Annotated in this window: 20 protein-coding genes; 11 read left to right on the top strand and 9 right to left on the bottom strand. The window is 68.1% G+C overall.

Features of this window, described 5'->3' with window-relative positions:
- The first annotated feature begins 10 nt into the window (after positions 1 to 10).
- The 5 genes from HND92_RS13890 to HND92_RS13870 all read left to right on the top strand — a co-directional run bounded on the left by HND92_RS13890 (position 11) and on the right by HND92_RS13870 (position 3228).
- Positions 11 to 1213: a PLP-dependent aminotransferase family protein gene (locus tag HND92_RS13890; protein ID WP_041836073.1), complete on the top strand. Its 1203-nt coding sequence runs from the start codon at positions 11 to 13 to the stop codon at positions 1211 to 1213.
- A 5-nt stretch (positions 1214 to 1218) separates the two neighbouring features.
- Entirely contained in the window at positions 1219 to 1434 is a 216-nt protein-coding gene (locus HND92_RS13885; protein WP_011806292.1) for a SlyX family protein, read from the top strand.
- Between the two features lie 76 nt (positions 1435 to 1510).
- Positions 1511 to 2512 carry an aldo/keto reductase gene (locus HND92_RS13880; protein ID WP_172207824.1) on the top strand — a complete coding sequence of 334 codons (1002 nt, stop codon included), beginning with the start codon at positions 1511 to 1513 and terminating at the stop codon, positions 2510 to 2512.
- Positions 2513 to 2530: 18 nt separating this feature from the next.
- A complete protein-coding gene (locus HND92_RS13875; RefSeq protein WP_123675951.1) occupies positions 2531 to 2977 on the top strand; it encodes a CopD family protein in 447 nt (148 codons plus the stop codon).
- The gene (locus HND92_RS13870) at positions 2977 to 3228 is read left to right on the top strand and encodes a DUF3820 family protein (protein WP_015913885.1); all 252 of its coding nucleotides are present in this window, start codon (positions 2977 to 2979) and stop codon (positions 3226 to 3228) included. The genes HND92_RS13875 and HND92_RS13870 overlap by 1 nt, the downstream gene beginning before the upstream one ends.
- 113 nt (positions 3229 to 3341) lie before the next feature.
- Here HND92_RS13870 and ytfE read toward each other — a convergent pair whose 3' ends face one another.
- A complete protein-coding gene (gene ytfE, locus HND92_RS13865) occupies positions 3342 to 4064 on the bottom strand; it encodes an iron-sulfur cluster repair protein YtfE (protein WP_015913884.1) in 723 nt (240 codons plus the stop codon).
- An 89-nt stretch (positions 4065 to 4153) separates the two neighbouring features.
- Between ytfE and HND92_RS13860 the strand changes: the two genes are divergently transcribed.
- On the top strand, positions 4154 to 4654 hold the full coding sequence (locus HND92_RS13860) for an Rrf2 family transcriptional regulator (RefSeq protein WP_047349478.1): 501 nt from the start codon (positions 4154 to 4156) through the stop codon (positions 4652 to 4654).
- A 54-nt stretch (positions 4655 to 4708) separates the two neighbouring features.
- Here HND92_RS13860 and HND92_RS13855 read toward each other — a convergent pair whose 3' ends face one another.
- Positions 4709 to 5617, bottom strand: a complete 909-nt coding sequence (locus HND92_RS13855; protein ID WP_172207822.1) for an HTH-type transcriptional regulator ArgP — start codon at positions 5615 to 5617, stop codon at positions 4709 to 4711.
- Positions 5618 to 5687: 70 nt separating this feature from the next.
- Here HND92_RS13855 and HND92_RS13850 point away from each other — a divergent pair, with 70 nt between their 5' ends.
- A complete protein-coding gene (locus HND92_RS13850) occupies positions 5688 to 6320 on the top strand; it encodes a LysE/ArgO family amino acid transporter (protein WP_041836071.1) in 633 nt (210 codons plus the stop codon).
- Between the two features lie 80 nt (positions 6321 to 6400).
- Here HND92_RS13850 and HND92_RS13845 read toward each other — a convergent pair whose 3' ends face one another.
- The 4 genes from HND92_RS13845 to mfd all read right to left on the bottom strand — a co-directional run bounded on the left by HND92_RS13845 (position 6401) and on the right by mfd (position 12366).
- A complete protein-coding gene (locus tag HND92_RS13845) occupies positions 6401 to 7186 on the bottom strand; it encodes a MetQ/NlpA family ABC transporter substrate-binding protein (RefSeq protein ID WP_011806284.1) in 786 nt (261 codons plus the stop codon).
- A gap of 235 nt (positions 7187 to 7421) precedes the next feature.
- Complete coding sequence (serB, locus tag HND92_RS13840; RefSeq protein WP_011806283.1) at positions 7422 to 8138, bottom strand: phosphoserine phosphatase SerB; 717 nt, start codon at positions 8136 to 8138, stop codon at positions 7422 to 7424.
- 41 nt (positions 8139 to 8179) lie between these two features.
- Positions 8180 to 8854: a hypothetical protein gene (locus tag HND92_RS13835; protein ID WP_172207820.1), complete on the bottom strand. Its 675-nt coding sequence runs from the start codon at positions 8852 to 8854 to the stop codon at positions 8180 to 8182.
- Between the two features lie 8 nt (positions 8855 to 8862).
- On the bottom strand, positions 8863 to 12366 hold the full coding sequence (gene mfd / locus HND92_RS13830; RefSeq protein WP_172207818.1) for a transcription-repair coupling factor: 3504 nt from the start codon (positions 12364 to 12366) through the stop codon (positions 8863 to 8865).
- Between the two features lie 101 nt (positions 12367 to 12467).
- On the opposite strand from mfd, the gene HND92_RS13825 reads away from it, so the two are divergent.
- A complete protein-coding gene (locus tag HND92_RS13825) occupies positions 12468 to 13307 on the top strand; it encodes a 2-C-methyl-D-erythritol 4-phosphate cytidylyltransferase (protein ID WP_015913878.1) in 840 nt (279 codons plus the stop codon).
- A 20-nt stretch (positions 13308 to 13327) separates the two neighbouring features.
- A complete protein-coding gene (gene ispF, locus HND92_RS13820) occupies positions 13328 to 13807 on the top strand; it encodes a 2-C-methyl-D-erythritol 2,4-cyclodiphosphate synthase (protein WP_135148652.1) in 480 nt (159 codons plus the stop codon).
- A gap of 72 nt (positions 13808 to 13879) precedes the next feature.
- Here the strand turns inward: ispF and HND92_RS13815 are convergent, their stop codons facing one another.
- Positions 13880 to 15388 carry an ATP-binding protein gene (locus HND92_RS13815; protein ID WP_172207815.1) on the bottom strand — a complete coding sequence of 503 codons (1509 nt, stop codon included), beginning with the start codon at positions 15386 to 15388 and terminating at the stop codon, positions 13880 to 13882.
- Between the two features lie 83 nt (positions 15389 to 15471).
- Entirely contained in the window at positions 15472 to 16203 is a 732-nt protein-coding gene (ompR, locus tag HND92_RS13810; RefSeq protein ID WP_011806277.1) for a two-component system response regulator OmpR, read from the bottom strand.
- A 220-nt stretch (positions 16204 to 16423) separates the two neighbouring features.
- On the opposite strand from ompR, the gene HND92_RS13805 reads away from it, so the two are divergent.
- Positions 16424 to 17137, top strand: a complete 714-nt coding sequence (locus tag HND92_RS13805; RefSeq protein ID WP_172207813.1) for an SIMPL domain-containing protein — start codon at positions 16424 to 16426, stop codon at positions 17135 to 17137.
- Positions 17138 to 17216: 79 nt separating this feature from the next.
- Here HND92_RS13805 and HND92_RS13800 read toward each other — a convergent pair whose 3' ends face one another.
- Positions 17217 to 17999 carry a 3-hydroxybutyrate dehydrogenase gene (locus HND92_RS13800; protein ID WP_011806275.1) on the bottom strand — a complete coding sequence of 261 codons (783 nt, stop codon included), beginning with the start codon at positions 17997 to 17999 and terminating at the stop codon, positions 17217 to 17219.
- Positions 18000 to 18068: 69 nt separating this feature from the next.
- Between HND92_RS13800 and HND92_RS13795 the strand changes: the two genes are divergently transcribed.
- Positions 18069 to 19004, top strand: coding sequence for an alpha/beta fold hydrolase (locus tag HND92_RS13795; protein WP_172207802.1), 936 nt, complete (start codon positions 18069 to 18071; stop codon positions 19002 to 19004).
- The last annotated feature ends 20 nt before the right edge of the window (positions 19005 to 19024 follow it).

The following is a 19024-nucleotide window of genomic DNA, read 5'->3' as shown; positions in this document are numbered from 1 at the left end:
ATTGCCGTCCATGCCGCTTGCCTTTGCCGACCGCCTGAATAACGTTGAAACCTCCGCCATCCGCGAACTGTTCAAGCTGCTGGGCAAGCCCGGCATCATCAGTTTTGCGGGCGGCTTCCCGGACAGCGCCATGTTCGACGTGGCTGGCATCCGCGCCGCCAGCGAGCGCGTGCTGGCCGAGGAGCCCGGCGCCGCGCTGCAGTACGGCGCCACCGAGGGCTACCAGCCGCTGCGCGAGCAACTGGCCACCTTCATGCAAGGCAAGGGCGTGGCGGGGCTGGCGCCCGAGCAGCTCATCGTCACCACGGGCAGCCAGCAGGCGCTGGACCTGCTCGGCAAGACCATGATCGACCCCGGCGACAAGGTGATCGTCGAGGGCCCCACCTTCCTCGCGACCATCCAGTGCTTTCGCCTCTATGGCGCCGAGGTGATCAGCGCGCCCGTGGACGGCGAGGGCGTGCAGCCCGATGCGCTGGAGCGGCTGATCGTCGAGCACCGCCCCAAGCTCGTCTACCTGATTCCTACCTTTGGCAACCCCAGCGGCGCCACCTTGAGCCTGGAGCGCCGCAAGCGCGTGCTGGAACTGGCCGCGCGGCACCAGGTGCTGGTGGTGGAGGACGACCCCTATGGCGACCTGTACTTCGGCGAGGCGCCGCCGGCCAGCCTGCTGGCGCTCTCGGCCCAGGTGCCGGGCAGTCGGGAGTGGCTGGCGCACTGCGGCAGCCTGAGCAAGGTGCTGTCCCCCGGCCTGCGCGTGGGCTGGCTGATCGCACCGCCCGAGCTGTTGGCGCGCGCCGTGATGTGCAAGCAGTTCAGCGATGCACATACCAGCACCTTTGCCCAGGCCACGGCCGCGCAGTACCTCAAGAGCGGCGCCATGCCCGCGACGCTGGCCCATGTGCGCACCGTGTATGCCGAGCGCGCGCAGGCCATGGGCGATGCGCTGCGTGCGGAACTGGGCGACGCGGTGGAGTTCGTGCAGCCGCGCGGCGGCCTGTTCCTGTGGGTGCGCCTGACAGGGGCGCGCGGGCAGGAGCGTGATGCCGGCGCATTGGCCAAGCGCGCGATCGACAAGGGTGTGGCCTTCGTGCCCGGCACGCCGTTCTTCAGCCAGAACCCCGATGCGGCCACGCTGCGCCTGTCGTTCGCCACGGCCGATGTGGCCAAGATCCGCGAAGGCGTGGCGCGCCTCGGGCAGGCGCTCAAGGGTTGATGGCGATGGTGGACGCACGCACGCAGGAGCGGGTGGAGGCGCTGGAGGTCAAGGCCGCCTTCACCGAAGACCTGCTGGACCAGCTCAACCTGACCATCTACCGCCAGCAGCAACAGATCGACGAGTTGGCGCGCACCGTGGCGCAGTTGCGCCAGCAGGTGCCCGAAGGTGGCGGCGCCACCGTGCGCAGCCTGCGCGACGAACTGCCACCGCATTACTGAGGTTTACGTCAAATTGGCCGCTAGCGCTCGTCCATCAGGCGCTGGTAGCTCTTATTTATATAGCGAAGGCTGCCCCATGCAATACCGTTTTCTTGGCAAGAGCCAGCTCCAGGTGTCCACGCTGTGCCTGGGCACGATGATGTTCGGCGACCAGACGGATAAGGCCGAGGCCGCTTCCATCGTGGCGCACGCGCGTGCGCATGGCGTGAACTACATGGACACGGCCGACGTGTACACCAAGGGCGCGTCCGAGCGCATGCTGGGCACGCTGCTGCAGGGCCAGCGCCACGACTGGGTGTTGGCCACCAAGCTGGGCAACAAGATGTCCGAGCGGCCCAACGAGGGCCGCTACTCGCGCGCCTGGATGCTGCGCGAGGTGGAAGCCAGCCTGACGCGGCTGCAGACGGACCATGTGGACATCCTCTACCTGCATCGCGACTACGAAGGCATGGACCTGGAGGAGCCGCTGTTCGCCATCGATGCGCTGCTGCGAGCGGGCAAGATCCGCTACTGGGGCGTGTCCAATTTCCGCGGCTGGCGCATTGCCGAGCTGGTGCACGGTGCGCGCCGCATCGGCATGCCCGGCCCCGTGGTGTGCCAGCCGTACTACAACCTGCTCAACCGCATGCCCGAGGTGGAGATCCTGCCGGCCTGCCAGCATTACGGGCTGGGCGTGACGCCCTACAGCCCCGTGGCGCGCGGTGTGTTGACCGGCAAGTACCTGCCAGGCCAGCCACCCCAGCAAGGCACACGTGCCGGGCGCGGCGACCGGCGCATGGGCGAGACCGAGTTCCGCGAGGAGTCGCTCCAGATCGCCCAGCGGCTCAAGCTGCATGCCGAGGCCCGGGGCATCACGCTTGCGCAGTTCGCCACGGCCTGGGTGCTGGCGCACCGCGGCGTCAGCTCCGTCATCGCCGGGCCGCGCACGCTGGCGCAGTGGCAGGACTACCTGCCGGCGCTCGACTATGCGGTCACGCCCGAGGACGAGGCGCTCGTCGACACCCTGGTGGCCCCCGGCCATCCGTCGACGCCGGGCTTCACCGACCCGGCCTATCCGCTGCAGGCGCGCCGCGCCTGACGCCCGAGGACCGGCGCCATGTATCCGTACGTCTTTGCATTGCACCTGCTGGCCGCCACCGTCTGGACCGGCGGCCATCTGGTGCTGGCATTCACCGTGTTGCCGCGCGCGCTGCGCCAGCGGTCGCCCCAGGTGCTGCTGGACTTCGAGCAGGGCTACGAACACGTGGGCATGCCCGCGCTGCTCATCCAGGTCGCCACCGGGCTGTGGATGGCCTTGCAACTCGTGCCCGACTGGGGGCAGTGGTTCAGCCCTGATGCGCCGCTGGAACGCGCCGTGTCGCTCAAGCTCGCGCTGCTGGCCGCCACGCTGTTGGTGGCCGCCCATGCGCGGTTGCGCGTCATTCCCACGCTGAGCGCACGCACGCTGCCGCTGATGGCGTGGCACGTGGCGGCCGTCACGCTGCTGTCGGTGGGCTTCGTGCTCACGGGCATCGCGTTCCGCTACGGCGGACTGGGAATGTGATGGAAGGGGCGGGCCCTGCGGTGCCGGGCTGCGATGCGCGGCGCCTGCAGTTGCTGCTGACGCGCGAGATGCCGTTTGGCAAGCACCGTGGCACGGTGATCGCCGATCTGCCCGCCAACTACCTGCATTGGTTCGCCCGCGAGGGGTTTCCGCGCGGCGAGATCGGCCAGCTTCTCGCGCTGATGTACGAGCTGGACCATAACGGCTTGCGCGATCTGCTGGCCCCGCTGCGCGCTGCGCCAGGGCGGTGAGCGGCAGTCGCGGGCCGCTTTCACGCTTTTTACGCAAGGGCGCGGAGCGCCGCCATGCGGGCCCCGTCCGCGCCTACCGGCTCACGCCCGTTGGCGCGCGCCGCTGACGGGCATCAGCCGCCGCTGCACGAACATGCCGAGCCGCTGCCGCAGCCCTGCGAGGCGCCGGCCTCGAACTGCGGGAACAGCACGTTGTTCTCCAGGTGGATGTGGTTCACCAGGTCGTCGCTGAGCTGCGCGAGGCCCGCATACAGCGCGCGCCAGGTGTTGCAGGCGCCCATGGGCGGGGTGATGTCGTTGGTCAGGCGCGCGATCTGCTCCAGTGCCTCGCCGTGGTCCACGTGCTCGCTGCGCATCATGCCGATGGGCTGGGTCACGAAGGCGTTGCCGCCGCTGCGCAGCATGGGGAACAGGATGGCTTCCTCCTTGTGCATGTGGGTCAGCAGCTCCTGCTGCATCTCTTCCAGCGCGTCGGCCAGGCCGTGCGGGGTGTTGGGGTTGTCGCGGTGCACGGCTTCCACGCGGCGCGCCATGCGCACCAGCTCGGGCAACTGGGCGCGGTGCACCTCGTGGTAGCGCGCGACGATGTGGTCGATCAGTTCCGTGGGTGTGCCCGCGTCGGGCAGTTCGTTGGGGCGTTGCAGGGCGGAAAGCTCATCCACCACGGCCTGCAGGTCCAGGCCTTTGTCCGCGGCCGCCTGTTCCAGCGGCACTTGGCCGCCGCAGCAGAAGTCCAGCTTCAGGCGGCGGAACACGGCGGTCGCGCCAGGCAGTTCAACGGCAATCTGGCCGATGGCCTGACGAGGGTCGAGGGAGGGAGAGGTGGCGGTATTCATGGGGCTTCCTTAAAGGTTCACTTGTGATGAATATTTTATTCATTAAAATCCACATAGAGTGAATCTTTGTGTGAACCCTTGGTGCAACCATGCGACTGACCCAGTGGACCGACTACACGCTGCGCGTGCTCATGTACTGCGCCGCCTGCCAGGAGCGCGAGCAGCCCGTGACCATCAGCGAGGTGGCCGAGGCACACGGCATCTCGCGCAGCCATCTCACGAAGATCGTGCAGCAACTCGCGGCCCAGGGGCTGCTGGACACCACGCGCGGGCGTGGCGGCGGCATGCGCCTGATGAAGCCCGCCAGCGAGATCAACCTGGGCCAGATCGTGCGCATGACGGAGACCGACTTCGACATGGTCGAGTGTTTCAATGCCGAGTTGAACCAATGCCGCATGAGCAGCCACTGCCGTCTGCAAGCCGTGCTGTCCGACGCCACGCGGGCCTACCTTGCAGTGCTGGACAGCTTCACCGTGGCCGATCTGGTCACCCCGTCCATCGCTGCGCAGCGGCAGGGCGGGGCGGCGCTGGTGCAGTCCATGCGCTGGGTGCCAGGGTTGCCCATCACCCGCGCCGAGACATTGGCGTAAAAACGGGCTCCAGCGCTTTACCTGCAAGCGCGAAGCGCTCTACTTTTTGATGATTCAGGCCGCCAGCGGCTCCAGCCACTGGCGCGCCGCCGCCATCACGCACTGGGTGAGGCGCTCCAGCGCCACCTGCGCCGTGCGCGGGTGGGCCCAGTACAGCGGCACGTCCATGGCGGTGTTCGGCAGCAACTGCACCAGACGGCCCTCGGCCAGTTGCTGGCCGATCAGCGTCAGCGGGTGCATGCCCCACCCCATGCCCACCTCGCAGGCGCGCACGTAGCCAAAGTTGGACGGCAGGAAGTGCCTGGGTGCATGCGTGCGCGACGTGAGGCCGTGCGCCTGCATCCATTGGTCTTGCAGCCGGTCCTTGCGGTCGAAGGTCATGATCGGCGCGCGCGCCAGCGTGGCCGCCGTCACACCGTCGGCAAAGTGCCGCGCAATGAACCCGGGGCTGGCGGCGGCCACATAGCGCATGGTGCCCAGCGGCCAGGTGTTGCAGCCGGCGATGGCCGTGCCCGTGGCGGTGACGGCGGCGATCACTTCGCCCTGGCGCAGCCGCTCGCCCGTGTGCTCCTGGTCGTCGATGCGCAGGTCCAGCAGTTCGTTGCCGCCCGCGGTGAAGGCGGCCATGGCGTCCATGAACCAGGTGGACAGCGAATCCGCGTTGACGGCCAGTTTGAGCGTTGGTGCCGGCGCGGGCATGTCGGGCAGCAGGTCGGGGTTGGTACGGCGCAACTGGTTTTCCAGCAGCGCTACCTGTTCCAGGTGCAGGCACAGCCGGCGGCCGGCGTCGGTGCCGGTGCAGGGGCTGCCGCGCTGCACCAGCACCTGTCCCACGCGCTCCTCCAACTGCTTGATGCGCTGCGACACGGCCGATGGCGTTACGTGCAGGCGGCGCGCTGCCCGCTCGAAGCTGCCTTCGCGCACCACGGCGGCCAAGGCTTCCAGTCCAGCGTAGTCCAGCATTCAGTTTTACTTAATATCGGTTAGAAGTTTGAAGTGTACTTAAATGAATGCGAGGCCTACCATCGGGCGCATGTTCACTCAACACGCCGCTTCCTCCTGGCTCACGGGCTTCACCGTGTGCCTGTCGCTCATCGTCTCCATCGGGGCACAGAATCTGTACGTGCTGCGCCAGGCCGTGCAGGGTCAACACGTGCGCGCCTGCGTGGCGTGGTGCGTGGCCAGCGACGCGCTGCTGGTGGCGCTGGGCGTGGCCGGTATGGCGCAGGTGCTGGGCCGTTCGCCCACGCTGGCGCATGCGCTGCAACTGGGCGGTGCGCTGTTCCTGTTGGCCTACGGCTTGTTTGCCTGGCATCGCGCCTTCTTCGCACCGGATGCGGGGCTGAACGCCTCGGGCGGCGAACGCGTGGCGCGCGGGGTGCTGGGGGTGCTCAGCGGCCTGGCCGTCATTACCCTGCTCAATCCGCATGTGTACCTGGACACGGTGGTGCTGATCGGCTCCATCGGTGCGCGCCAGGATGGTTGGCTCAAGTGGGTGTTCGTGCTGGGGGCGGCGTCGGCCAGCCTGACCTGGTTCGTGGTGCTGGCCTTCGCCGGGCGGCGCCTGCAGGGCGTGTTTGCCAACCCGCGCGCCTGGCGCGTGCTGGACACGCTGACGGGCGCGATGATGTTCGTGCTGGCCTGGTGGGTGTGGCAGGGCGCCTGACGTCGTGCCCGCACCCATGAAAAAAGCGCTGCCGCGGCAGCGCTTTTCTTCGTACAGCGTTGCCGCTGCGCGGTGCGCGGTCAGAACGCGGGGACCACGGCGCCCTTGTACTTGTCCTGGATGAACTTCTTCACCTCGGGCGTGCGCAGCGCCTTGATCAGCTTGGCGATGTTGGGGTCGTTGGCGCGGTCGGCACGGGCCGCCACGATGTTGGTGTAGGGCGAGTCGGCGCCTTCGATGAACAGCGCATCCTTGGTGGGGTTGAGCTTGGCTTCGATCGCGTAGTTGGTGTTGATCAGGGCCAGGTCCACATCGGCCAGCGCGCGCGGCAGCAGCGGGGCTTCGAGCTCCTTGAACTTGAGCTTCTTGGGGTTCTTCACCACGTCCAGCGGCGTGGGCGTGAGGCTCTTGGGGTCCTTGAGCTCGATCAGGCCCTGCTTGGCCAGCAGGATCAGCGCGCGGCCGCCGTTGGACGGATCGTTGGGGATGGCCACGGTGGCGCCGTCCTTCAAGTCCTTCACGTTCTTGATCTTGTTGGAGTAGGCGCCAAAGGGCTCCACGTGGATCTTGCCGTTGGGCACGGCCACCAGGCTGCTCTTGCGGTCCTTGTTGTAGCTGTCCAGGTAGGGCTGGTGCTGGAAGAAGTTGGCGTCCAGCTGCTTGTCCTCGACGGCGGCGTTGGGCTGCACGTAATCGCTGAATTCCTTGACCTGCAGGTCCAGGCCCTGGGCCTTGAGCTGGGGCTTCACGAAGTTCAGGATCTCCGCGTGCGGCACGGCCGTGGCGGCTACCTTGAGCACGTCGGCGGCTTGCGCGCCCAGCGCGGCAGCGGCCAGGGCAATGGCAGACAGGGTTTTCTTCAGCATGGAGAACGGTTTCCTTGTAGCGGTGACTTGAGAGCACCGCCCTGTGCAAGAGGGCGATGGCCAGGGTGTGAAGTGTAAGCGGGACGACTCAGCCGCAAGTCGTTTTTATTTTTATATTCATATATGGAATGGGTTCTTTATCCTATGAAATTTTGCCGAAAAACCATTCAAGCGCTTATTTAAAAAGCGCTAACAGCTATGAATAAGAGAGCTTCAATGGGTTGCCGTATGAGACTCAGCGCAGCACTTCCAGCAGCCGGTCCAGTCCACCCTGGTTGATGGCCACGCGGGCCTGTGCGCGCACGGCGGGCTTGGCGTGGTAGGCCACGGACAGCCCGGCCGCGCCCATCATGGGCAGGTCGTTGGCGCCGTCGCCCACGGCGATGGTCTGGCGCGCGTCGATGCCCATGAGCGAGGCGACCTCCAGCAGGGTGCGCCGTTTTTCCGCGCCATCGCAGATGTCGCCCCAGGGTTGGTCCACCATGCGACCGGTGAGCAGGCCGTTCTCGATCTCCAGCACGTTGGAGCGTGCGAAGTCGATCCCCAGGTGCGCCTTCACGCGGTCGGAGAAGAAAGTGAACCCACCCGAAACGAGCAGCGTGGCCAGCCCCGCGGCCTTGGCGGCGGCGATGAGTTCGGCCGCGCCGGGGTTGAAGCGCAAGCGCTCGGTGAACACGCGCTCCAGGTGGTCCGTGCCCACGCCCTTGAGCAGCGCCACGCGCTGGCGCAGGCTTTCCTTGTAGTCGGCGATCAGGCCCTGCATGGCGGCCTCGGTGATGGCAGCCACCTCGGCCTTGCGGCCGGCGGCGTCGGCGATCTCGTCCACGCATTCGATGCTGATGAGCGTGGAGTCCATGTCGAAGGCGATGAGCTTGTAGTCGGCCAGCCGCAGCGGCGGCGTGATGCCCTGTACGACGAGACCGGGGGCAAATTCAAAAGGAGTCTGGGACATGGAAGCGGAGTAGAGCGGATGCGAAAAAGAGGGATTGTCGTTCAGGGCTTGGGCAGGTACAGCTGGTCGGACCAGGTGGCCAGCCACCCGGGCTTGAAGGCCACGAACACCGCGCACAGCATGCCCGTGACCATGCCATCGCCCCAGGCCATGAGCCAGCGCGCCACCAGCGACAACTGCTTACCCACGCCCGGCAGCACATGGCCCGCCCAGTGCGACAGCGAGCCTGCCACGAACACGCACAGCGCCGTGCCCAGGAAGCCCCGGCCCAGCACATAGACGAAGATGCGCACGCCGGTGAGCGCACGCGCGCCCGCCAGGCGCCGCAGCAGCACGCCCACGAGCAGCGCGAGCGTGGCGGGGACGATGCCCTGCCACACGGCCAGGCCCAGCGCGTCGCCCCAGCCCAGGCTGGGCGAGACCAGCGCGGCGATCGTGCCGACGGCCAGCAGGGCCGGAACCGCCAGCGGCCAGCCCAGCATGAGCAGCACCAGGCAGGCGCCTGACCACTGCAGCTGCAGCGGCATGCGGTGCAGCGTAGGCAGGGCCCAGGCCCAGGGCAGCAGCACGAGCGTGGCGAGCAGCGGCGTCCACAGCGTGGCAGGTGCGCCATGGGCCTCGTGCGCCAACGGTTTGCGGCTGCCCAGCAGCCGCCAGGGCCGCGCGGCCAGCGCGAAGGCCAGTGCCAGCAGGGCGAGGGCGGCTTCCAGTGCCATGGATCTGCCTAGGCGGGGACGGCGGCCTGCGCCTCGGCCAGCGGCTGGCCCAGGCTGCGCAGCACGTCGCGCACCATCTGGGCGCGCGCGGCGGGGCCGGGCAACTCGCGCTCGATGCGCAGCTTCTCATTGCCCGCCAGCTTGATGTGCTTGTTTTTCTGAATCAGGTGGATGATGGCCATCGGGTCCACCGGGGGCTGCGGTTTGAAGGTGATGGTGATCACGCCGGGGGCGGCATCCACCTTCACGACGCCGTAGGGCGCGGACAGCACGCGCAGACGGTGCACGTCGATCAGCGTCTGCGCCTGCGGCGGCAGCTTGCCGAAGCGGTCCACGATCTCTTCGAGCAGGCCATCGATCTGGTCGCTGGTCTTGGCCGTGGCCAGCTTCTTGTAGAACGACAGGCGCAGATGCACATCGCCGCAGTAGTCATCGGGCAGCAGGGCCGGGGCGTGCAGGTTGATGTCGGTGGCGGCCTGCATGGGGGCGAGCAGGTCGGGCTCCTTGCCGGCCTTGAGTTGCTTCACCGCCTCGGCCAGCATCTCGTTGTAGAGCTGGAAGCCGATCTCCATCATGTTGCCGCTCTGGCTCTCGCCCAGCACCTCGCCCGCGCCGCGGATCTCCAGGTCGTGCATGGCCAGGTAGAAGCCGCTGCCCAGCTCCTCCATCTGCTGGATGGCGTCCAGGCGCTGCTGCGCCTGCTTGGTCAGGCCGTCGATGTCGGGCACCATCAGGTAGGCGTAGGCCTGGTGGTGGCTGCGGCCCACGCGCCCGCGCAACTGGTGCAGCTGCGCCAGGCCGAACTTGTCGGCGCGGCTGATGATGATGGTGTTGGCCGTGGGCACGTCGATGCCGGTCTCGATGATGGTCGAGCACAGCAGGATGTTGTAGCGCTGGGCCACGAAGTCGCGCATCACGCGCTCCAGCTCGCGCTCGGGCATCTGGCCGTGGGCCACGGCGATGCGCGCCTCGGGCAATATCTCTTCGAGCTTCTGGCGCCGGTTCTCGATGGTCTCGACCTCGTTGTGCAGGAAGTAGCACTGGCCGCCGCGCTTGAGCTCGCGCAGCACGGCCTCGCGGATCACGCCCGTGCCTTCGTTGCGCACGAAGGTCTTGATGGCCAGGCGCCGCTGCGGCGCGGTGGCGATCACGGACAGGTCCCGCAGCCCCTCCAGCGCCATGCCCATGGTGCGCGGGATCGGCGTGGCGGTGAGCGTGAGCACATCCACCTCGGCGCGGAACTGCTTCATCGCCTCCTTGTGGCGCACGCCGAAGCGGTGTTCTTCGTCGATGATGAGCAGGCCCAGGTTCTTGAACTGGGTCGATTCGCTGAGCAGCTTGTGCGTGCCCACGACGATGTCCACCGTGCCGTCGGCAATGCCCTTCACGGCGGCGGTGATCTCCTTGCCCGAGCGAAAGCGCGAGACCTCGGCCACCTTCACGGGCCACTTGCTGAAGCGGTCGCTCAGCGTGCGGTAGTGCTGCTCGGCCAGCAGCGTGGTGGGCGCCAGGAACGCCACCTGCTTGCCCCCGGCCACGGCCACGAAACAGGCGCGCAGTGCGACCTCGGTCTTGCCAAAGCCGACGTCGCCGCAGACCAGCCGGTCCATGGGGCGCGGGCTGATCATGTCCTGCACCACGGCGTGGATCGCGGCCTTCTGGTCCGCGGTCTCCTCGAAGCCGAAGTCGTTGGCGAACTGCTCGTAGTCGTTGGGCGAGTAGCGGAAGGCATGCCCCTCGCGCGCGGCGCGGCGGGCGTAGATGTTGAGCAGTTCGGCCGCGGCGTCGCGCACCTGCTCGGCGGCCTTGCGCTTGGCCTTTTCCCACTGGCCGCTGCCCAGCTTGTGCAGCGGGGCCTCGTCGGCAGACACGCCCGTGTAGCGGCCGATGAGTTGTAGCTGACTCACGGGCACGTAGAGCACGGCCTTGTCGGCGTATTCCAGGTGCAGGAACTCCTGCAGCGCGGGGCTGCCGTCGGGGTTCTTGTTGCCCACATCCATGTGGATGAGGCCGCGGTAGCGCCCGATGCCGTGCTGGTTGTGCACCACCGGGTCGCCCACCTTCAGCTCGGACAGGTCCTTGATCAGCGCTTCGACGTCGCTGGCCTGCTCCTGCTTCTTGCGCCGGCGCGTGGTGGAGCCGGCGGCGAACAGTTCGGTCTCGGTGACCAGGTCCAGGCCTTCTTCCATCCACGCGAAGCCCGAGGCCAGCGCCGCCGTGGCGATGCCCACACGTTCCTCGGGCGTGGACTGGAACTCAGCCAGCGAGTCGAAGGCCGGCGGGTTCAACCCCGAGGCCCGCAGGAAATCCAGCAGGCTCTCGCGCCGGCCGTCGCTTTCAGCCAGCAGCAGCACGCGCTGGCCGGTCTGCCCGGTGGCGCGGATGTGCGCCTGCAGCCGCGCCAGCGGGTCCTCGGCGCCGCGCACCACGGACAGGTCGGGCAGCTTCTGGAACTGCGCGTTGTCCGCCACGTCTTCCACACCGGGGCGCAGCGACAACTGGGAGTGCTGGTTGGCCTGGGCGTAGAACTGCTCGGCGCCCAGGAACAGCGCCTCCGGCGGCAGCGTGGGGTGGTCCGGGTCGCCCTGGATCAGGCGGTAGCGGTCGCGCGTGTCCTGCCAGAAGCGCTGGAAGGCTGTCTCCAGGTCGCCGTGCAGCACCACGGTGGCTTCGTTGCCCAGGTAATCGAACACGGTGGCCGTCTCATCGAAGAACAGCGGCAGGTAGTACTCGATGCCCGCCGTGGCCACACCGTTGCCCATGTCCTTGTAGATGCGGCTCCTCGTGGGATCGCCCTCCAGCAGCTCGCGCCAGCGCTGGCGGAACTTGGCGCGCGCCGCGTCGTCCATGGGGAACTCGCGCCCGGGCAGCAGGCGCACCTCGGGCACCGGGTAGAGGCTGCGCTGGCTGTCGGGGTCGAACGTGCGGATGGAGTCGATCTCGTCGTCGAACAGGTCCACCCGGTACGGCACGGCCGATCCCATCGGGAACAGGTCGATCAACCCGCCGCGCACCGCGTATTCGCCATGGCCCACCACCTGGGACACATGCTGGTAGCCCGCGAGCGTGAGCTGGGCGCGCAGCTTGGCCTCGTCCAGCTTCTGCTTGACCTTGAAATGGAAGGTGTAGCCCGCCAGGAACGAGGGCGGCGCCAGCCGGTACAGCGCCGTGGTGGCCGGCACCAGCACCACGTCGGCGCCCGTGTCCTTGTCGCGCTGCTGGATGCGCCAGAGTGTGGCCAGCCGCTCGCTGATCAGGTCCTGGTGCGGCGAGAAGCTGTCGTAGGGCAGTGTTTCCCAGTCGGGAAACAGCGCGCAGCGCAACTCGGGCGCGAAGAAGGCCATCTCGTCGATGAGGCGCTGGGCGTCGGTTGCATCGGCGGTGACGATGGCGGTGGTGCGGCCTGCGGCCTTTTCCCGCTCGCCCAGGCGGGCCAGCAGCAAGGCGTCGGCGCTGCCCACGGGACGGGGCAGGGTGAATCGTTTTCCGGGGGAGAGTTTGGGCAGCTGCATGCAGGTGGCGTCGCCCCATGGTGTGGGATTGGGCGCAGGACACGGAGCAGTGTGCGCCAGGAGGCTCAAGACGACGACCGGGGATTTTAGAATGCCCGCCCATGACCGACCTGCTGCCGCCCACCACCCCTGCTCGCCCTGTGGCCGGGCGCTTCTGGGGGCTGGTGCCCTGCGCCGGCACCGGCACGCGCGCCGTGCGCAGGGGCGGGCAGGACGGCCCCCCCGTGCTGCCCAAGCAGTACCACACGGTGGCGGGTCACCCGATGGTGCTGCACACGCTGGCGGCCTTTGCGGGCGTGGCGCGCCTGGCGGGCACGCTGGTGGCCGTGGCCGCGGGCGACACCTTCTTCGACGGTCACCCCCACCCGGCCTTCTTTGCCGTGCCCTGCGGCGGGCCCGCGCGCGCCGACACGGTGCTGGGCGGCCTGAAGGCCCTGCAATCGCGCGGCGCGCAGGATGAGGACTGGGCGCTGGTGCACGATGCGGCGCGCTGCCTGGTGACGGCACAGCAGATCGATGCGCTCATCGACGCCTGCCAGCACGACAGCGTGGGCGGGCTGCTGGCGCACAAGCTGGCGGACACGCTCAAGGTGGCGAGCGACGGCCCCGGCGGCGTGCGCGTGGCAGCCACCGTGGACCGCAGCGACAAATGGCTGGCGCAGACGCCGCAGATGTTCCGCATCGGTGCGCTGCGCCATGCGCTGGAGCGGGTGGGCGCCACCGCCACCGACGAGGCCAGTGCCATGGAGGCCATGGGCCTGCGCCCGCGCCTGGTGCCTGGCGGCGCGCAGAACTTCAAGGTGACCTACCCCGAGGACTTCGCGCTGGCCGAGGCCGTGCTGGCCCAGCGCATGCACGGCGCCACGCTGGAGCGCTTTGGCGGCGAACGCGGAGCCGCGGCGAGCGACCCGGTCAAGACTTTCTTTTCTTCCAAGGCATGAGGGCGGCGAACGCAATGGGCATGAATTTCAGAATCGGCGAAGGGTGGGACGTGCATGCGCTGGTGCCCGGGCGGCGCCTGGTCATCGGCGGGGTGGAGATCCCGCACACCATGGGCTTGCTGGGCCATTCCGATGCCGATGTGCTGCTGCATGCCATCACCGATGCGCTGCTGGGCGCGGCGGCGCTGGGCGACATCGGCAGCCACTTCCCCGACACCGACGCGCGCTTCAAGGGCGCGGACTCGGTGGCGCTGCTGGAGGAGGCGGCGCGCCGCGTGGGCGACACGGGCTACGCCATCGGCAACATTGACAGCACAGTCGTTGCGCAGGCACCGCGCCTGGCGACGCACATCCCCGCCATGCGCGAGCGCATTGCCGCCGCGCTGGGCCTGGTGCTGGACCAAGTGAACGTGAAGGCCAAGACCGCCGAGCGCCTGGGCCCCGTGGGGCAGGGCCTGTCCATCGAGGCGCGCGCCGCCGTGTTGCTATTCAAAAAATAGCTGCTTGCGCTGGAAGAGTGCCGGTTTTCGGCAGAAAACGCTGTAAATCAGCCACGCAGCAAGCGCTGGCTGCTATCGATTTTGCTGGGATGACGGCACACCGCTGCGCGGTGGCAGGTGGCGCTTGATCTGCGGGCGCTGCAGGCGCTGCTGGGGGTCCTGGCCCTGCCGTAGATTCATCGCGCGCTGCAACTGGATGTGGGCGACCAGCCCGCCCGAGCCCGAGTTGGCCAGCGCGAAGATGCCGCCCATGCGCTGCACGGTCTTGTCCACGATCGACAGGCCCAGGCCCGCGCCAGCGGCGGCCGTGCGCGCGGAGTCGCCGCGAAAGAACGGCTTGGTGAGGTTGGCCAGTTGCTCCGGTGGCGCGCCGGGCCCGTGGTCGCGCAGCTTCACCAGCACCCACTTCTCGCGCGCCTTGGCGGCGATGTCCACGGTGGTGATGCCGGTTTCGCGGTTCTTGCCGTAGCGGCGGGCGTTCTCCAGCAGGTTGGAGATCACGCGCGCCAGCTCCACCTCGTCGGCCATCACGATCAGGTCCTCGGGCACGTTCATCGAGATCTGCAACTCGCGGTGGTCCTGCACCGCGTACACGCAGGACGACACCACGCCATGCAGGTTGACGGGGCTCAGGGCCACCGTGGTGTCGGGCCGCGCATAGTCCAGGAACTTGTCGATGGTGGCGTCCAGCTGCACGATGTCGGCCACCATGTGCTCGCGCGCCACGTCGTCGGTGACGCTCATCTCGGTTTCCAGGCGCAGCCGCGCCAGCGGCGTGCGCAGGTCGTGCGAGATGCCGGCCAGCATCACCGCGCGGTCCTGCTCCAGCTTGGCGAGCTTTTGCGCCATGCGGTTGAAGCCGATGTTGACCTCGCGGATCTCGCTGGTCACGGCCTCTTCGTCCAGGCGGCTGTTGGCAAAGTCGCCGTCGCGCACGCGGTTGGCCGCGTCGCTGAGCTGCTTGAGCGGACGGTTGATCAGCCGCGCGATGACGGCGGCACCCGCCAGCGACAGCGCGCCTGCGGTGATCAACCAGATCATCCAGGTCTTGCCGCCAGCGGCACTCAGGCGCGAACGGTCCATCAGCATCCAGTTGGGGTCGCCATTGATGGTGAAGCCCACCCACAGCCCCTTCTCGCCATTCACGCTGGCGGCCACGATGGTGCCGGGCCCCAGGCGCTGGGTGAGTTCTTCGGTCAGGCGCGAGCCGAGCGGGGAGGGCGAGAGCAACTCGAACTTGTCACCCGGCTCGCGCGGCAGGATGCGCACGCCCTCCTGGTCGGCCATGGTCTTGAGCAGCGACACGCGCGCGATGGCGTCGGAGTGGATGAGCGCCGCGCGGCTCAGGTTGACCAGCGATGCAATCTGCTGCGCCGTCTGCAGGGCGCGGGGCTCGAACTCCAGCGCGCGCAGCGTCTGCAGCCACGCCATGATGCTGCCGATCAGCAGCACCGCCAGCAGGAAGAAGGTGCGCCAGAAGAGGTTCAGCCCCACGCGTGCACGCTGGGCCCGCCGGCTGGCGGACGTTTCCAGCGGCGCGGGGCTGGTGGCATCGGAAGGCGCGTCGTGGGTGGCGCTCATGTCAAGGTGGCGTGCAAGCGGTCATGCAGGGCACGGCGTGCCGATGGAGTGGGCCGCCGTTCCTTTCGGATGGGATGCCCTGGTCAGTTCGTGCCGTCCGGCACGAACACGTAGCCCACGCCCCACACCGTCTGGATGTAGCGCGGCGCGGCGGCGTCCACCTCGACCAGCTTGCGCAGGCGCGAGATCTGCACGTCCAGGCTGCGGTCGAACGGCTCGAACTCGCGCCCGCGCGCCAGCAGCGCGAGCTTTTCGCGCGACAGCGGCTGGCGCGGGTGGCGCACCAGGGCTTTCAGCATGGCGAATTCGCCCGTGGTCAGCGGCAGTTCCTCGCCGTTCTTTTGCAGCGCGCGCGTGCCCAGGTCGAAGGTGAAGGGGCCGAAGGTCACCACTTCGTTGTCGCCCGACGGTGCGCCCGGGGCCTCCTGCGGTGGGCGGCGGCGCAGCACGGCGTGGATGCGGGCCAGCAGCTCGCGCGGGTTGAAGGGCTTGCCCAGGTAGTCGTCGGCGCCCACTTCCAGGCCCACGATGCGGTCCACGTCCTCGCCCTTGGCGGTCAGCATGATGATGGGCGTGCGGTCATTGGCCGCGCGCAGGCGCCGGCAGATCGACAGGCCGTCTTCCCCCGGCATCATCAGGTCCAGCACGATCAGGTCCACGGTCTCGCGCAGCAGGATGCGGTTGAGGGCCTTGCCGTCTTCCGCGACCATAACTTCAAAGCCTTCCTGGGTGAGGTAGCGGCGCAGCAGGTCGCGGATGCGCGCATCGTCATCCACCACGAGAACTTTGTCGGTACGGTTGGTTGTTGAAGCCATGCTTTCTTTCCCAGTCCAATTTGTAACAGAGCCGATTCTGACCAGCTTGCGAACGGAAAGTCCGGTTTTACCCCGGGGTCTGACCAACTGTTACAGGTTTTGCGACACCTCGCAACGACATTACCGGGCATTCATGCCAGCGCTGCGCTGACGCGGTTAGCGTCGGTCCTGGGGCATGCTGCACATGCCCGTACAACGTCAACCCAAGAAAAGGAACACCATGCAAAGAACTATAAAAACAATAGCTGCTTGCGCACTGATGGCGGGCGCTGTGGCCGCTTACGCTCAGAATCCTCCGGCGCCGCCGCAGAACGTGCTGCAGCTCTCCGCATCGGGCACGGTGCAGGTGCAGCAGGACTTGCTGGTGCTGACGCTGGCCGCCACCAAGGAAGCCGCGGACGCCGCAGGCGTGCAAACGCAACTCAAACAGGCGCTGGACGCCGCGCTGGCCGAAGCCCGCCGCGCCGCCCAGCCGCAGCAGATGGACGTGCGCACGGGGGCCTTCGGCATGTACCCGCGCTATGGCAAGGACGGCAAGATCACCGGCTGGCAGGGCCGCGCCGAGCTGGTGCTGGAAGGGCGTGACTTCCCGCGCATCACGGCCACGGCGGGCAAGATCCAGAGCATGTCCATCAGCCAGATCGCATTCGACCTGTCGCGCGAGGCGCGGGCCAAGGTGGAGACCGAGGCCCAGGCGCAGGCCATCGAGGCCTTCAAGGCACGCGCCTCCGAACTGGCGCGCGGCTTTGGTTTTGGCGGCTACACGCTGCGCGAGGTGGCGGTGAACAGCAATGAGATGTCGCCCGGCCCGCGCCCGCGCATGATGGCCATGGAGGCCAAGGCGGCATCCTATGCGTCCGACGCTCCCGTGCCTGTGGAGGCCGGCAAGGCCCAGGTGGTGGTGACGGTGGCTGGCTCGGTGCAGCTCAAGTGACCCCAGCGGCCGCTATCAGCCATTTTGGACTGCAGCGCCCGCCAATCGGGCGTTACCAGCTATCTTGTTGATAGCGGTCTTACTGCGCCACCCAGCCGCCGTCCATATTCCATGCCACGCCGCGCACGTTGTTGGCGGCGGCCGAGCAGAAGAACACGGCCAGTTCACCCAGCTCTTCGGGTGTGGTGAACTGCATGGAGGGCTCCTTCTCGCCCAGCAGCACTTTCTTGGCTTCTTCATTGGAGATGCCCAGCGCGGCGGCCTTGGCGTCCACCTGCTTTTGCACCAGCGGCGTGAGCACCCAGCCGGGGCAGATCGCGTTGCAGGTCACGCCCGTCGGGGCGGTCTCCAGCGCCGTCACCTTGGTCAGGCCCACGATGCCGTGCTTGGCCGCCACGTAGGCCGACTTCTGCGCCGATCCCACCAGGCCGTGCACCGACGCCACGTTGATGATGCGGCCCCAGTCATTGGCCAGCATGCCGGGCAGTGCCAGGCGCGTGGTGTGGAAGGCGCTGGTCAAGTTGATGGCGATGATGGCGTCCCACTTTTCCACGGGGAAGTCCTGCACGCTGGCCACGTGCTGGATGCCGGCGTTGTTGACCAGGATGTCCACGCGGCCGAACTGGGATGCGGCGTACTTGAGCATGTCCTCGATCTCCGCGGGGCGGCTCATGTCCGCGCCGTGGTAGGCCACGCGGGCGCCTGCGGCCTCGCCGGCGGCCAGCACCTCGGCGCGCGGACCGTCCACGTCGCCAAAGCCGTTGAGCACGATGTTCGCCCCCTGGCGCGCGAGCGCCTTGGCGATGCCCAGGCCGATGCCGCTGGTGGAGCCGGTGACGAGGGCGGTTTTGCCGTTCAACATGAGAGTCTCTCCGAATGAATTAGGATGCAGCGCAGGCATTATCGAGCGCTGCATGACGGTACCGTTTCCATGATTCAACCTACGCTGAAATACGTACCGTGCCCCGGCCCCGCGGCCGCCGGCCACCCGGAACAAGGCCATCGCATGGCCTACTGGGAGTGGAACGAGACGGGCGACGCGGCCCATCCCCATGTGATCGTCTGCGTCCACGGGCTGGCACGCCAGGGGCGGGACTTCGACACCCTGGCACGCGCGCTGGCCCGCCATGCGCGCGTGGTCTGCCCCGATGTCGTGGGGCGCGGACGCAGCCATTGGCTGGCCGATCCGATGCAATACCAATTGCCGGTGTACGCGGCCGACATGCGGGCCTTGCTGGTCCAGCTGCATAGCCAGGGCCCCATCGCCACCCTGGATTGGGTGGGCACGAGCATGGGCGGGCTCATCGGCATGGGCCTGTGCGGCCAGCCGGGAGTGTTGCCGGTACCCGTGCGGCGCCTGGTGCTCAATGATGTGGGGCCGCGGGTGGAGTGGCAGGCGCTCGCGCGCATCGGCCAGTACCTGGGGCAGCCCGCGCATTTCGCGACGCTGCAGCAGGCGGCCGACGCGCTGTGGGCGGTGTCGCGCAGCTTCGGGCCGCACACACCTGCGCAGTGGCTGGAACTGTCTCGCGCCATGGTGCGCGAGGCGCCCCAAGGGGGCTTGGCCCTGCACTACGACCCGGCGATCGCCGTGCCCTTTCGCGCCCTCACGCCCGAGGCCGCGCTGGCGGGTGAGCAGCAGCTATGGCAGCTGTACGACCAGATCCCGGCCCAGGTGCTGCTGCTGCGCGGCGCGGAGTCGGACCTGCTGTCCAGCGCCACGGCGCGCGAGATGACCGCGCGCGGCCCGCGTGCGCGGCTGGTGGAGTTCGCCGGCGTGGGCCACGCGCCGACGCTGGTGCAGCCGGACCAGGTGGCCGTGGTCGCGCAGTTCCTGCTGGAGCGGCAGGAGGAGTTGACAGCATGAAGAGCAGTTCCATCGGCCAT

Origin of the sequence: Diaphorobacter sp. JS3050 (genome assembly GCF_013154915.1) — a bacterium.
Classification (GTDB): domain Bacteria; phylum Pseudomonadota; class Gammaproteobacteria; order Burkholderiales; family Burkholderiaceae_C; genus Diaphorobacter; species Diaphorobacter nitroreducens.
The sequence above is the reverse complement of the archived record's forward strand: the minus strand, read 5'-3'. Positions and strand labels throughout refer to the sequence as shown.